Source organism: Streptomyces sp. NPDC002793, assembly GCF_040295485.1.
Lineage (GTDB): Bacteria > Actinomycetota > Actinomycetes > Streptomycetales > Streptomycetaceae > Streptomyces.
This window is the reverse complement of record NZ_JBEOVL010000035.1, coordinates 1-14,188: the sequence shown is the minus strand read 5'-3', so window position 1 is coordinate 14,188 and position 14,188 is coordinate 1. Positions and strand designations below refer to the sequence as shown.

14 protein-coding genes and 1 riboswitch are annotated in these 14,188 nt (G+C 70.6%); of the genes, 6 read left to right on the top strand and 8 right to left on the bottom strand.

Going from position 1 to position 14,188, the window contains the following annotated elements; translation table 11 throughout:
• The first annotated feature begins 4 nt into the window (after positions 1-4).
• The 5 genes from ABT001_RS27440 to ABT001_RS27420 are packed head-to-tail and all read left to right on the top strand — an operon-like array spanning position 5 to position 4,479.
• Entirely contained in the window at positions 5-148 is a 144-nt protein-coding gene (locus ABT001_RS27440) for a hypothetical protein (RefSeq protein ID WP_351282672.1), read from the top strand.
• Positions 132-1,334, top strand: coding sequence for an STM4014 family protein (locus ABT001_RS27435; protein ID WP_351282669.1), 1,203 nt, complete (start codon positions 132-134; stop codon positions 1,332-1,334). Before ABT001_RS27440 ends, ABT001_RS27435 begins: the two co-directional genes overlap by 17 nt.
• A gap of 37 nt (positions 1,335-1,371) precedes the next feature.
• Positions 1,372-2,184: an STM4013/SEN3800 family hydrolase gene (locus ABT001_RS27430; protein ID WP_351282797.1), complete on the top strand. Its 813-nt coding sequence runs from the start codon at positions 1,372-1,374 to the stop codon at positions 2,182-2,184.
• A complete protein-coding gene (locus ABT001_RS27425; RefSeq protein WP_351282666.1) occupies positions 2,181-3,548 on the top strand; it encodes an STM4012 family radical SAM protein in 1,368 nt (455 codons plus the stop codon). Before ABT001_RS27430 ends, ABT001_RS27425 begins: the two co-directional genes overlap by 4 nt.
• Positions 3,549-3,561: 13 nt before the next feature.
• Positions 3,562-4,479, top strand: a complete 918-nt coding sequence (locus tag ABT001_RS27420) for an STM4011 family radical SAM protein (protein ID WP_351282664.1) — start codon at positions 3,562-3,564, stop codon at positions 4,477-4,479.
• A gap of 57 nt (positions 4,480-4,536) precedes the next feature.
• On the opposite strand, the gene ABT001_RS27415 is transcribed toward ABT001_RS27420, so the two are convergent.
• Positions 4,537-5,364: an SGNH/GDSL hydrolase family protein gene (locus ABT001_RS27415; protein ID WP_351282661.1), complete on the bottom strand. Its 828-nt coding sequence runs from the start codon at positions 5,362-5,364 to the stop codon at positions 4,537-4,539.
• Positions 5,365-5,526: 162 nt separating this feature from the next.
• Positions 5,527-6,438: a M23 family metallopeptidase gene (locus tag ABT001_RS27410; RefSeq protein ID WP_351282659.1), complete on the bottom strand. Its 912-nt coding sequence runs from the start codon at positions 6,436-6,438 to the stop codon at positions 5,527-5,529.
• 4 nt (positions 6,439-6,442) lie between these two features.
• Positions 6,443-6,600: riboswitch (cyclic di-AMP (ydaO/yuaA leader) on the bottom strand.
• A 416-nt stretch (positions 6,601-7,016) separates the two neighbouring features.
• On the opposite strand from ABT001_RS27410, the gene ABT001_RS27405 reads away from it, so the two are divergent.
• Complete coding sequence (locus ABT001_RS27405) at positions 7,017-7,841, top strand: tyrosine-protein phosphatase (RefSeq protein WP_351282656.1); 825 nt, start codon at positions 7,017-7,019, stop codon at positions 7,839-7,841.
• 9 nt (positions 7,842-7,850) lie between these two features.
• Here the strand turns inward: ABT001_RS27405 and ABT001_RS27400 are convergent, their stop codons facing one another.
• The 6 genes from ABT001_RS27400 to shc all read right to left on the bottom strand — a co-directional run bounded on the left by ABT001_RS27400 (position 7,851) and on the right by shc (position 14,081).
• Positions 7,851-8,024: a DUF6126 family protein gene (locus ABT001_RS27400; protein ID WP_351282653.1), complete on the bottom strand. Its 174-nt coding sequence runs from the start codon at positions 8,022-8,024 to the stop codon at positions 7,851-7,853.
• A gap of 108 nt (positions 8,025-8,132) precedes the next feature.
• A complete protein-coding gene (locus tag ABT001_RS27395) occupies positions 8,133-8,753 on the bottom strand; it encodes a helix-turn-helix domain-containing protein (protein WP_351282650.1) in 621 nt (206 codons plus the stop codon).
• 68 nt (positions 8,754-8,821) lie between these two features.
• Complete coding sequence (locus ABT001_RS27390) at positions 8,822-10,216, bottom strand: aspartate aminotransferase family protein (RefSeq protein ID WP_351282648.1); 1,395 nt, start codon at positions 10,214-10,216, stop codon at positions 8,822-8,824.
• Positions 10,217-10,387: 171 nt separating this feature from the next.
• Positions 10,388-11,407, bottom strand: a complete 1,020-nt coding sequence (gene hpnH / locus ABT001_RS27385; RefSeq protein ID WP_351282645.1) for an adenosyl-hopene transferase HpnH — start codon at positions 11,405-11,407, stop codon at positions 10,388-10,390.
• A 6-nt stretch (positions 11,408-11,413) separates the two neighbouring features.
• The gene (locus ABT001_RS27380; protein ID WP_351282642.1) at positions 11,414-12,076 is read right to left on the bottom strand and encodes a phosphorylase family protein; all 663 of its coding nucleotides are present in this window, start codon (positions 12,074-12,076) and stop codon (positions 11,414-11,416) included.
• Between the two features lie 4 nt (positions 12,077-12,080).
• Positions 12,081-14,081, bottom strand: coding sequence for a squalene--hopene cyclase (gene shc, locus ABT001_RS27375; RefSeq protein WP_351282640.1), 2,001 nt, complete (start codon positions 14,079-14,081; stop codon positions 12,081-12,083).
• Positions 14,082-14,188 lie beyond the last annotated feature (107 nt).

Sequence of the window (14,188 nt, the reverse complement as noted above, 5' to 3'; positions counted from 1 at the left end):
CGCGATGACCGGTCTCACTCGCCCCGCCGTCTTCCGTGGTCCGCGGAACAGTGCGACGCAGGACGAGATCGCCGCCGAGGTCGTACCGGCCCCGGCGCCCGGCCGGCATCCCGAGGGCTGCGAGGGACACCATGCCGTCGGCGCGTAGCGGCCCGCCGCGCCTCGCGGTCGTCGGGATTCCCGCCAACCGCAGGGTCGGCCTCTTCCAGGACGCCGTGCGCGCCGCCGGGCTGCCCGCCGCGCGCACGGTGTCCTGGCTGGAGGTGCTGCGGGGGAAGGCGGTCTTCTTCCCGGGGGAAACCGTGCGCGTCGATTCGCCGGGTGAGGACCCGGAGGTGGACCGGCTGCTGCGCGGCGGCGACGATCCGACCAGGGTCGAGGGGTCGGCCCTGTGGTACGCACGCTTCGTCTCCGCCGTTCAGGAGGTGGCGCGGGCGGCCGCAGCGGCGGACGCGGTGCTGCTGGACGACCCCCGGGACATCGCGGTGCTGTTCGACAAGCGGCTCTGTCACGGTGTGCTGGACGCCGCCGGGGTACCGGTACCGGACTCCCCCACCTCGGGCCATGACGCGGAGCCCGTGCGGGGGTGGGCGGACGTACGCCGGATGATGGCGGAGCACCGTATGCCGAGGGTGTTCCTGAAACCCGCTCACGGGTCTTCCGCCTCAGGGGTCGTGGCCCTGGAAACGGCCGGCCCGAGGATCCGGGCGGTCACCTCCGTGGAGCGGGACGAGGAGGGCCGGCTGTTCAATTCCCTGCGGGTGCGCAGCTGCACGACGGAGCGCGAGGTGGCGGCGCTCGTCGACGCCCTGGCTCCGGACGGACTGCACATCGAGCGGTGGCTGCCCAAGGCGTCCCAGCGGGGGCGGGTCGCCGACCTCCGGGTCCTGGTGGTCGCCGGGCGGGCGACCCACGCCGTCGTACGGACCAGCCGGTCCCCCATGACCAATCTGCACCTGGGGGGCGCACGCGGGGATCTGGACGAGGTGCGGGCGGCGGTCGAGGCGGCCGGCGGCAGCTGGAGCGCCGCCCTGGCCGTGTGTGAGCGGGCAGCGGCCTGCTTCCCGGACACGCTGTGCGTGGGCGTCGATCTGCTGCCCTCGACGGGCTGGCGGCGCTTCACCGTCGGCGAGGTGAACGCGTTCGGTGACCTCCTGCCGCGTCTGGCCGGACTACCGGGCAGCGGTGCGGAAGGCCTGGACAGTTACGGGGCGCAGATCGCCGCCGTACTGGCGGCTTCCGCGTATGACGGCCGACGAGGCGGCGACGCTACGGGACCCGGCCGGAAGAGAGACGACCATGCGAGGAACGACTGTGCCATCGATGTCCCCTGATCCCCCCTCCCCCGACGCGCAGGCCCCGAACCCCGACATGAACGCGGTCGTGGCCAGCCACGACCTGCTGCTCGTCACCCTGGACACCCTGCGCTTCGACGTGGCCGAGGAGCTGGCCGCAGCCGGGCGCATCCCGAACCTCGTCCGGCACCTGCCCGGGGGCGTCTGGGAGAAGCGGCATGCACCGGGCAGCTTCACCTACGCCTCCCACCAGGCGATCTTCGCCGGTTTCCTGCCGACGCCCGCCGCACCCGGTCCGCACCCGAGGCTGTTCGCCGCCCGCTTCGCGGGCAGCGAGTCGACCGCTGACGGTACGTTCGTCCACGAGACCCCTGATCTGCTCTCCGGCCTCGCCTCCGTGGGCTATCGCACGGTGTGCGTCGGCGGAGTGGGGTTCTTCAACCGTCGTCCTCCGCTCGGCTCGGTGCTGCCCGGCATGTTCCAGGAGAGTCACTGGGAACCGGAGTTCGGTGTCACCTCGCCGACGTCCTTCGAGGCCCAGATCTCGCGCGCCGAACGGGTCGTCACGGAACTCCCGGCGGACCAGAGGCTGTTCCTCTTCGTCAACGTGTCGGCGCTGCACCAGCCCAACTGGTTCCATCTGCCCGGCGCCACCGCCGACACGGGTGACTCCAGGGCGACCCACGCCGCGGCCCTGGAGTACGTGGACCGGCACATCGGGCGTCTCTTCGCGGCGGCGAGCAGTCGCCGCAGGTGTTTCGCCATCGTCTGCTCCGATCACGGCACGGCGTACGGCGACGACGGTTACACCGGCCACCGCATCGGTCACGAAGCCGTGTGGACCGTGCCCTATGCCCATTTCTTCCTCGAACCGGGGGCGCGCCGATGACCGGCACCACGCACAGCACCAGCCCGTACCGCAGCTATGTCTACGCCTACCCGCACAAGACCGCGTACCGCCCGCTCGACGGCCACCCGGCCGGGCGCCCTCCACTGCGCGAGCTCTGGGCGGCGGAGCGCAAGGACGCGCTCTCCCTCTACCTCCACATACCGTTCTGCGAGGTCCGCTGCGGCTTCTGCAATCTGTTCACCCGCATCGGCGCCCCGGAGGAGCTGACGACGCGCTATCTCGACGCGCTCGACCGGCAGGCCACCGCCGTCCGGGACGCTCTGGGCGACGACGGGCCGGTGCGTTTCGCCGCCGCGGCGTTCGGGGGCGGTACTCCCACCTTCCTCACCGCCGGTGAGCTTGAGCGTCTCTGCGACATCGCGGAGAAGCGGATGGGGGCGGATCTGAGAGCGGTGCCGCTGTCGGTCGAGACCTCGCCGTCGACGGCGACGGCGGACCGGCTGGGCGTGCTGGCCGACCGGGGCACCACCCGGATCAGCATCGGTGTGCAGAGCTTCGTCGATGCCGAGGCCCGGGCCGCGGTCCGCCCCCAGCACCGCTCCGAGGTGGAGGCGGCTCTCGGCAGGATTCGCGACGCCCGTATCCCGGTCCTCAACATCGACCTGATCTACGGCATCGAGGGCCAGACCGAGGCGACCTGGCGCACCTCGCTGGACGCCGCCCTGGCCTGGCGTCCGGAGGAGCTGTACCTCTACCCGTTGTACGTGCGCCCGCTGACCGGTCTCGGGCGGCTGGGCACCGGTGCGGCGGCACCCGAGGGGGCGGACACCTCCTGGGACGAACAGCGGCTGCGGTTGTACCGCGCCGGCCGCGACCACCTGCTGGCCCAGGGCTACGAGCAGGTGTCGATGCGCATGTTCCGCCGCGCGGACGCCCCACGCACGGGCCCCGACGACTACGCCTGCCAGACGGACGGCATGATCGGGCTGGGCTGCGGCGCCCGCTCGTACACCTCTTCCCTCCACTACTCCTTCGACTATGCGGTGGAGATGCGGGAGATCCGGGGCATCATCGACGGCTTCACCACCACCACGGACTTCTCCAGGGCGGAGGTCGGCAGGTACGTCGACGACGACGAGGCGCGTCGGCGCCACCTCCTGCAGTCGCTCCTCCAGGCCGAAGGCGCGCGGCCCGAGGAGTACCGCGAGCGCTTCGGAACGGATCCGTACGAGGACTTCCCCGCCGAGCTGGAGCTCTTCTCCGCGCGCGGCTGGCTGGACGAGGGGGCGGGCCCCGCGTTCCTGCGTCTGTCCCCGGAGGGCCTGGCCCACTCCGACGCGCTGGGGCCTGAGCTGTTCTCCCCGGCGGTGCGGGCCGCGATGGCCGCGTACGAGGCGAAGTGAGGGGATGGCACCCATGGACCTGACAATCCTTTACCGGGGCCCCCTGGCGTCGTGCGACTACGACTGCCCCTACTGCCCGTTCGCCAAGCGGCGGGACAGCGGGGAGGCGCTCCGGTCCGACCGTGCCGCCCTGGAGCGCTTCACCGCGTGGGCCGCGGCACAGACGGACGACGGGCTGTCCGTACTGTTCACCCCGTGGGGCGAGGGTCTGGTGCGTTCCTGGTACCGGAAGGCGCTCGTCGAGCTGTCGCGGCTGCCGCACATCCGTCGGGTCGCCATCCAGACCAACCTCAGCAGCCGTACGGGCTGGCTGGCGGAGGCGGAGCGCGACAAGGTCGCCCTGTGGTGCACCTACCACCCCGGGCAGACGCCGTACGAGCGGTTCCTCGGCCGGTGCCGGGAGCTCGCTGCCCTCGGGGTGCGTCACAGCGTCGGGATCGTCGGTCTCGACGAACACCTGGAGGAGGCCCGCCGGCTGCGCTCCGCGCTTCCGCCCGAGGTGTACCTCTGGGTCAACGCCGCCGAGGGGCACACCTACACGGACGAGCAGGCGGACCGCTGGACGGCTCTGGACCCGCTGTTCCCCTACAGCAGGCACCCGCACCGCTCACGCGGGCTTCCCTGCCGGACGGGCGAGTCCGTCATCTCGGTGGACGGGGACGGGACGGTGCGCCGCTGCCACTTCGTCCGTGCCGAGCTGGGCAATCTCTACGACGGCAGCTACCGGAGCTCGCTCGTCCCGCGCGGCTGCCCGCTCGATGTGTGCGACTGTCACATCGGCTACGTGCATCTGGAGACGTTGCCGTTGTACGACGTGTTCGCGGGCGGCGTGCTGGAGCGGATACCCGCCGGTCCCGCACGGCCGGTCACTCCGGACGGGCTCGTGACGCCGGGCCCGGCCCGGCGCCCGCTTCCCCTCGTCAGCCGCTGACGCTGTGCGGGCGGTCGCGACCTACCCAGGCGGCCGGGACGGCGGTCGGAGCGCCGGTCAGAGCGGCAGCAGGTCCGGGCGCTTGGCCTCGACGTGGTCCCCGGAGGACTCCCCACGCAGCCGGCGGCCGATCCACGGGACGAGGTACTCACGCGCCCACTGGATGTCGTCGCGCCGAAGATCGAGCGTTCCACGCTGCGCCTGCGGGGGCCACACCTGGTCGGGGTCGGTCGGCACGCCGAGACCGAGGACCTGGGCCGCGCGCAGCGCGACCCGGGTGTGTCCCTCCGGCGAGAGGTGCAGCCGGTCGCTGTCCCAGGCCCGCCTGTCCTGCACGGAGCGCAGGGACCACAGGTCCAGCACCGGGCAGTCGTAACGGTCGGCGATGGACCGGACGTGCGCGGTGTACATGGCGATCTTGCCCCGCAGGTGCTTGAGCACGGGGATACCACGGGTGTCGAAGCCGGTGGTGACCATGACGGTGCCGACCGACCGGGTCAGCTCGGCCACCGCGCGCTCGAAGCGTTCCGCCACGTCGTCCGGGTCGGACCCGGGACGGAGGATGTCGTTGCCGCCCGCGCAGAAGCTCACCAGGTCAGGTGCCAGCTCCTTGGCGCGGGGGACCTGTTCCTCGACTATCTGGTCGAGGAGGCGTCCGCGTACGGCGAGATTGGCGTACCGGAAATTCCCGTGCGGGTCGTCCGCGGGGCCGACCACCGCATCGGGTACCGGGAGCTGGTCCGCGAGGAGAACCGCGAACCGGTCCGCCCAGCCGACGAGCCTCCCGTCGGGGCCGGGGTCTCCGACGCCCTCGGTGAAGCTGTCGCCAATCGCTGCGTACGACCCGATGATGCCTCGTTGATTTTTTCTCGAATCGTCTGCCACAAGTGCTTATCCTGCACCTTCGAATGTGACCTACGCGACCGTAATATGGGGTTGACGGTGGGTGAGAAAGACCACCCGGTCAGTTTTTGGTAAAGCCGGAATAAGGAAGAGGGGCGGTGCGCCGCGCGCACCGCCCCTCTTCCCGTCCCCGGGTGGCGTGTCTCAGATGGAGACGCCGTGCGACCGCAGGTAGGCGATCGGGTCGACGTCCGAGCCGTAGCTCGGGCCGGTCCGGACCTCGAAGTGGAGGTGCGGGCCGGTGGAGTTGCCGGTGGAGCCGGAGAGGCCGAGCTGCTGGCCGCCGGTGACGCTCTGGCCGGCCGAGACCCCGAGCGAGGACAGGTGGGCGTACTGGGAGTACATGCCGTCGCTGTGCTGGACGACGACCTCGTTGCCGTAGGAGCCGCTCCAGCCGGCGGAGACCACGGTGCCCGGGCCGATGGACCGGACACCGGTGCCGGAGGCCGCCTGGAAGTCGGAGCCCGTGTGGTAGCCGCTGGACCAGCTGGCACCGGACGCGCGGTACTGGGTGGTGACGTTGGCGTTCTCGACCGGGGTCGCCCAGCCGGAGCTGTCGCTCTCCGACGCACCGGAGTCGGTGGTCTTCGCGGCCGTCTCCTCGGCCGCGGCCTGCTTCTCGACCGGAGCGGCGGCCTTCGGGGCCGAGGGGGCGGCCTTGGAGGGCGCGGCCTCGGTGGACTTCTCGGCGGATCCGGACGCCTTGGCGCCGAGGGTCAGCTTCATGCCCGGAATGATCAGGCTCGGGTTCTCGCCGACGACGTCACGGTTGTCCTGGTACAGCTTCTGCCAGCCGCCCTTGACCTTCTTGTCGGCCGCGATCTTCGCCAGGTAGTCGCCGGAGACCACGGAGTAGGTCTTCGCGGAGCTCTTCGCCGCCGAGGCGGGGGCGCTCTGCGAGGCGGACGTGACGGCCGGCGCGGCCTGCTCGGCGGCATGGGCGCCGGTGGCGCCGAGCAGCGGGAGGGCGAGAACGGCGCCGCCGGTCCCTGCGGCGAGGACGCCTCGGGCGATCGGGCCGGACTTCGGACGACGGTGCTTGCCTTGTGCGGGCATGGGGAATTCCTCTCCGGCGCCTACGAGGTGAGCTGTCGGGTTCGGACTGGAGATGCCCGGCCGCGCGGTGCGCGGCTTTACCCCTAGCCGTACGGATCCCTCCGGCCGGCGGCCTACCTGGTTCCCCCGTTCCTGCCACACGTGAGTCGGTGCGGATTCCGGGCGGCGGCAGGATTAGGCGTTCCGTCCGGATTGAGGGTGACCGTAGGCGAGCCGGGACGCCGTGAACAAGCCACTGATCGCCAACCGGAATCCACGCTTCATTTCCGGTGCGGAATTCCCGTCACACTCCGTGGATTACGGATCTTGGCTTTCCGCACGGCGTCCGGAATACCCTCCGGCCCCTTCACCACGCACCGTCACGGATATGATCCCGCTCACCCACCGCAACCCATCTCCCCCATAAGCGGGGCATGTTCTGCTAAATGCGCCAATACGGACACGCCTTCGGCGTCGACCGGCCACCCGGACCGATGTAACAGGAGCATGAACGGTTGCCCGTTGCGGCCGTGTCGTATCGTCGCGGACGTGCCCCCGTCGGCGAGCGGCGCCGACGCCCGACACTCACAGGAGCCCTTGTGACGCAGCTGCCAGAGGTCCCGCCCACCGGCCCCGAACCGACCGAGGCCGGCCTGACCGGTGTCCGCAACTTCCGTGACGTCGGCGGGCTTCCGACCGTGGACGGTCGCACCGTCCGGTACGGGCGCCTCTTCCGCAGCGGCCACCTCGCCCATGCCACCGAGACCGACACCGCCTTCCTCGCCGGGCTCGGCCTGCACACGGTCTTCGACTTCCGCAACGCCGCCGACCACAAGCTCGACGGGTACGACGTGGAGCTGCCGGGCGTCCGGAACGTCAGCATTCCCCTCTCCGACCCCGCCGACGGCGCGGAGTTCTGGCGGCTGGTGCGCGACGGGAACATCCAGCAGCTCCGCTCGATCCTGGCCGACGGCAAGGGAACGGAGCGCATGGTCTCCTCGTACCGCTCGATCATCAGGGACCGCACCGCCGAACACAGCCGCGTCCTGCACGCGCTGGCCGAGGACAGCGTTCCGGCGCTGATGCACTGCGCGGCGGGCAAGGACCGGGCCGGGCTGTCGATCGCGATCTCGCTGCTCGCCGTCGGCGTCGAGAAGGAGGCCATCGAGGCCGACTACCTCAAGTCGAACGACGCGCACCGCCGGTACAGGGTGCGGCGCAGCGACACCTCGTCGGCGGGGATGTCCGACGAGGTGATGGAGCTGCTCGATCCGCTCTTCGGCGCACACGCCGGATACCTCGACGCGGCGTTCACCACCATCGAGGAGATATGGGGCAGCACGGACCGCTATCTCCTCGAAGGGCTGAAGATCAGCCACGGGACCCGCGCGAAACTGCGGGAGCGCCTCGTCGAGGGCGTGTGACGCCGGGGCTCAGCCCTCGCCTGCCACGGTGAAGAGGAGAAAGAGGAAGGCCGCGATGACGTGTCCGGCCACGAGGTAGGCGAAGAGCCGGATCACGACACCGCGGGGCATCCGCCGCTCCTGGCTGTCCGCACTCTTCGCCGTGCGCGGGGTGAGCGGGTCGTAGTACTCCGAATCGGACATGACGGTCCTCTCTTCCGGCCGCTCGGGCCGGGTGGCGGCGGATGCCCGGTGAGGGGCGCCCGGTGGGACGTTCGGGAGGGGTGCGCGGTGAGGGGGTGGGCGGCGGGATCAGACCCGGTGGACCCCGCTGCCCAGGCACAGCTCGGCGGCGGGGCTCTGCAGCAGGGTGTGGACGAAGAGCAGGCGTGCCCCACCGGTGTCGAGGGCCGCGATCCGGTGCGGGGTCAGCGAGTCGAAGTGCGCGCTGTCACCCGGATCGAGGTCGTGCACGGTCTCCCCGAGTACGACCCGCAGCCGGCCGTCGAGGACGTACAGCCACTCCTCCCCGGGGTGCACGCGTACGAGATCACCCTCGGTGCCGTACGGGACGCGGACGCGCAGGGCCTGCATGGCGCGGCCCGATCCGCCCGCCTGCCGGTAGAGCCAGCCGCCCGCCCCCGCGCCGCCCGGCGTGCCGTCGAGCGGGCCGCCGCGGACGATCGCGTCACGTTCGGGGGGCATCTCACCCAGGAGCTCCGAGACGGTCGTACCGTAGACACGGGCGAGCCCCAGCAGCATCGGCAGCGAGGGCTGCCTCCGGCCCGTCTCGAGACGGGAGAGGTGGGCCGGGGAGAGCGCGGCCCGGCCGGCCGCCGCCTCCAGGGTCAGGCCGCGATTACGGCGCAGATCGCGTAGGCGCGGAGCGATCCCAGGGATTTCGTCGGCCACCCCACCGTCAGGAGGATTCATTCCTCCATTGGGCCAGGATCTTTCCCCTGAGGCAAATAACTTGCCTCAGGGGCAAATTCCGATCGGCCTCAGCGGTTGGCGACCGCCTGTTTCACCAGGGTCCTGCCGAAGTCCCACATCAGCCCGCCCCCGCTGTGCGCGTCGTCCATCACGGCGGTGAAGGCGGTCACGAAGCGATCGACCTCCGGTTCCCCGATGACCAGAGGCGGGATCAGCTTGATCACCTCCAGATGGTCGCCGGAGACCTGGGTGAGGATCCGGTGCTTCTGCAGCAGCGGCACCACCACCATCTGCGCGAAGAGCCCCTTACGGGCGGCCTGCAGCATCGTCCAGCGGCCACGGAGCTTGAGGGACGTCGGCCGGCCGAACTCGATGCCGATCATCAGACCCCGGCCGCGCACCTCGTGCAGCAGCTCGTAGCGGTCGATGAGCGCGGTCAGCCGTTCGCGCAGCAGATCCCCCGTGCGACGGGCGTTCGCAACGGTCTCCTCCTGCTCCATGACGGCGAGGACGGCGAGCCCGGCCGCCATGGCCTGGGCGTTGGATCCGAAGCTCGCGGAGTGGACGAGGACCCGGTCCATCGACGAGTAGACGCGCTTGAAGATCCAGTCCTTGCCGAGCGTCGCGCCGACCGGCACGTAGCCTCCGGAGAGGGCCTTGGCCACGCAGAGCAGATCGGGTTCGACCCCCTCCTCGTGCTGGTAGGCGTAGAAGTCACCTGTCCTCCCGAGCCCGGTCTGCACCTCGTCCGCGATGAGCACGGCCTTGTGCCGGTGCAGCAGCTCCTGCGCCTCGCGCAGGAAGCCCGGCGGTGAGGCGTGGACGCCCTTGCCCTGGATCGGCTCCACGACCAGCCCGGCCACGTCACCGCGCCTCAGTTCACGCCGCAGCGCGTCGAGGTCGCCGAGCGCGATGGCCGTGTCGGGCAGCAGGGGTGCGAAGCCGTCCCGGAAGCCCCTCTCCCCGTTGACGGACAGCGATCCGGTCGTCAGCCCGTGGAAGGCGTGGTCACAGTAGAGGACGCGCGGCTTGCCGGTGGCGTACCGGGCGAACTTCAGGGCGGTCTCGACCGCTTCCGTACCGCTGTTTCCGAAGAACACCCGGTCCAGGTGCGGGCTGTGCGCCAGCAGCTTCTCGGCCAGCAGTCCGGGCAGCGGCTGGCAGTCGAAGCGGGTGAGGTCCGCGAGCGAGGCGTCGAGGACGTCGTGGAGCGCCTGTCGTACGACGGGGTGGTGCCTGCCGAGCCCCATGACGCCGAAGCCGGCGAGCATGTCGAGGTAGTCGTTGCCCTCGGCGTCCCAGAAGTGGGCGCCCTCCGCCCGCTCGTAGACCTTGTCGAAACCGAGGGTGTGGAGCATCCGCGGCAGCTGGTGGTTGAGGTGCCTGGTGTGCAGCTCGTAGCGTTCGGCGCCTCGTTCCGCGAGGAGCCGCGCCAGGTCGAAGCCCGGCTGTTCGTCCTTCATGCCCGTTCTCCTTCGGCACGGTCCGCTCTCCCACCGGCGTGCGGCGCTCCGGCACCGCACCGACGCGTCCGGTGATCTCCACACCCTGGTCCTGCACCCGGCCCACGGCCGCGGCCGGAACCCCGCTGGGGCTCCGGCCTCCTCCTGCCTCCCGGACCAGGGCTCATGGCGTCAGCGGTTCCCTCCGATGGTCTCCCTGGCCGCTCGCAGGGACTCCTTGAGCGACCCCATGGTGGCGAGTACCGCGGTGGGCTCGTATCCGCAGTGCGCCATGCAGTTGGCGCAGCGGGGGTCCTTGCCACGGCCGTACTTGTCCCAGTCGGTGTCCTCGATGAGTTCCCGGTAGGTGGGCACGTACCCGTCGCTCATCAGGTAGCAGGGCCGCTGCCAGCCGAAGAGCGAGTAGTTGGGGATCGCCCAGGCCGTGCACGGGAAGTCGGCCTTGCCCTCCAGGAAGTCCAGGAAGAGCGGGGAGTGGTTGAGCCTCCAGCGGCTCCGGTTGCCTCCCGCGAAGGCCTTCTTGAAGAGTTCGCGGGTCTGCTCGACACCCAGGAAGTGCTCCTGGTCGGGTGCCTTCTCGTAGGCGTAGGCGGGCGAGATCATCATCTCGTCGACCTTCATCTCGTCATTGAGGAAGTTCAGCACCTCGATGACCGTCTGCGGGGTGTCGGTGTTGAAGAAGGTGGAGTTGGTCGTCACCCGGAAGCCGCGTCGCTTGGCCTCCTTCATCGCCTCCACCGCTTCGTCGAAGACGCCTTCCTTGGCGACCGACTCGTCGTGCCGTTCCCGCAGCCCGTCGATGTGCACGGCGAAGGCGAAATAGGGCGACGGGGTGAACTTGTCGAGCTTCTTGCGCATCAGCATGGCGTTGGTGCAGAGGAAGACGTACTTCCTCTTGGCCACCAGCTGGCGCACGATCTCGTCGATCTGAGGGTGCATCAGCGGCTCGCCGCCGGCGATGGAGACCATCGGGGCACCCGATTCCAGCACCGCCCCGACCGCCTGCGCGACCGGCATGCGCTGCTTGAGCACTCCGGCCGGGTGCTGGATCTTGCCACAGCCCTCGCACGCCAGGTTGCAGGCGAACAAGGGCTCCAGCTCGACGATCAGCGGGAATTTCTCCCGCTTGCGGAGCTTCTGTTCGAAGAGATACGTCGCGACCTTGATGGACTGACGGAGCGGCATGGCCATCTGGGCTCACCTCCTGGGGAGCAGCAAAGATCGGTGCCATTCATGGAAAGCCGGCAGGACGGCACGGAGAACACGGAATGCCGATATTCCACCGCGGACCGTGCTGATACGGACGAGCTCATGCTCTGGAGCGTCCACGACCACCCGTACGGCGGCAACGGGGCGTGGCCCCGTCCGCACGGCGGTGCGGAGCGTGGCAGCGGACTCCATGTCCACCGCGATGGCACCCGTGGCCCGGAGCCCGGCCCGCTCCGGGCCCCGGACGACGTGCCCCGAGCCGTTCAGCGGGCCGGTGTGGACCGTGCGGCCGGGCACCGCTCTGACCAGGGCGTCGACCAGCAGGCCGGTACCCGTGCAGGCCGTGGTGCCCGCGGAGTCCCGGGTCTCCTCGGCCACCACGAGGTCACCCGGGTGCATGCCGGGTTCCAGCCCGGCGCAGAAGCCGGAGGCGATGACCGCCGTGCCTCCGGCCCCCTGCTGTCCCAGCGCCACCCGGACGGCGTTCTCCGCCGCCCGGGGGCCCATCCCCGACCTGATGATGCTCACCGGGCCGGGGCCGGGGACCCCGTCGCCCCTCCTGCCGGTGCGGAGGGCGAGGCGCTCGATGCCGAGAGCGCACGCGATCAGCAGCGGTGTGGTGGGACCGGGCGGCTCCTGTGCACCACCCATCGGCTCAGGCACCCTTGCCGGTTCGGGCAGGGGTGGCGAAGGGATCTCCGTACACGTACCGGCCGAGTGCGGTGAGGGGGAAGACCTGCCGGTACAGGTGGTAGTTGATGGAGAAGTCCCAGGGAAAGCCGGTCCCGGTGAAGTGCGGTTCGTCCCAGGACCCGTCGGCCTGCTGGGTCCCGGCGAGCCAGGCGACCCCTCGCTCCACGGACCGGCTCTCCCGCTCCCCCGCGGCCAGGAGGGCGAGCAGCGCCCACGCGGTCTGGGAGGCGGTGGAGCTGCCGTGGCCGATCCACTTCTCCTCGCGGTAGGAGCGCAGGTCCTCGCCCCAGCCTCCGTCGTCGTTCTGGACGGATTTCAGCCAGTCGACGGCCCGCCGCACCGAGGGGTGCGCCGCCGGCAGCCCCGCAGCGATCAGTGCGGGCACCACGGAGCCCGTCCCGTAGATGTAGTTGACGCCCCACCGGCCGAACCACGCACCGCACGCCTCCTGTTCGGCGAGCAGCCACTCGATGCCCCGGCGGGTGCGGGGATGCTGTGCCATTCCCTCGACGGCCAGCATCTCCACCACATGCCCGGTGACGTCCGCGGACGGCGGGTCGATGACCTCGCCGAAGTCGCAGAAGGGCAACCTGTTGGGGAAGGGGCTGGTGTTGTCCGCATCGAAGGCTCCCCAGGCACCGTTCCGTGACTGCATGCCGAGGTTCCAGCGCACGCCGCGTTCGATGGCGGCCTCGACCCTGGCGGGGTCGGGGTGGCGGACACGGCGCAGCGCCAGCACGACTTCGGCGGTGTCGTCGATGTCCGGGTAGTTGTTGTTGTGGAATTCGAACGCCCAGCCGCCCGGGGCCAGTCCGGGCTTGCGTACGGACCAGTCGCCGGGCCGTACGATCTCCTCGCCGAGCATCCAGTCGGCTGCTCGTACCAGCGCCGGATGGTCAGGGCTCACCCCCGCGTCGGCGAGCGCGATGGTCGCGAGACAGGTGTCCCAGACAGGTGACTGGCAGGCCTCGACCATGCGGGCGCCGTCCTCCCGCCACACGGTGAACCGGTCCAGCGAGTCGAGCCCCGCCCGCATGACCGGATGGCCGAGGTCGTACCCGAGCAGGTGCAGGGCGATGACGGAGTACACCGCGGGCGGCTGGATGCCGCCCCAGCAGCCGTCGTTCTCCTGGCGTTCGACGATCCACCGGGCGGCGGCGTTCATGGCGATGCGCCGCAGTCGGCGCGGGGCGACCTTGTGGTAGAGGTGCAGCGCCCTGTCGAGGCGCTGGAAGAGGCCGTCCCAACTGGCGGCGGAGGCAGCGCTCTTGGGCGGGTTGGGGCGTGCCGGGTCGGTGTGCAGTTCGTCCAGGGTGAACGGCGCGGGCCGTACGGGCCGCTTCGCGGACACGATCGTGAGCGGCACGATGGTCTGGCGGGCCCAGCAGCCGAAATCGTAGATGTTGAGCGGAATCCACTTCGGGAAGAACATCAGCTCGGGCGGGAGTTCCGGCAGGTCGTCCCATTTCCACCAGCCGAAGAGCGCCAGCCAGATGCGGGTGAAGACCCGGGACTCGGCGATGCCGCCCTGTTCCCTGACCCAGCGCGCCGCGCGTCTCATGTGGGGGTCGTCCGGCCGGTCCCCGGCCAGCCTCAGGGCCACGTACGCCTCGATGGTGGCGGAGAGGTCGGACGGTCCTTCGTAGAAGGTGTTCCAGGTGCCGTCACCGAGCTGTTCGCCCCGGATGAAGCGGGCCGCGGCCTTGACGGTGTCGGGGTCCTGGATTCCCAGGAACTGACGGAGCAGCAGGTCCTCCGCGTCCATGGTGACGTTGGTGGCGAGGTCGCCCTTCCACCAGCCCTGCGCGTCCTGTCTGCCGAGGAGGTGCTCCACCGAGCGTTCCGCGGCCTGCCGCGCGACGGCGAACGCGTCGTCCGCGGCACTGGTCGATTCGGTCGGATCGCAGACCGGGGCCGCGCGGAGTTTCGCGGACCCGGTGCTTCCGTCGGTCGTCGCTGTCATGGCTTCCCCTTCGTGCAGTTTGGTCCTCTGCTGTGCTGGGGTCTCCGTCGGCGGGGGGCCCCGGGGGGGGCCCCCCGCCGCGGCGGGGGGAAAGAAGTAGGTGTGAG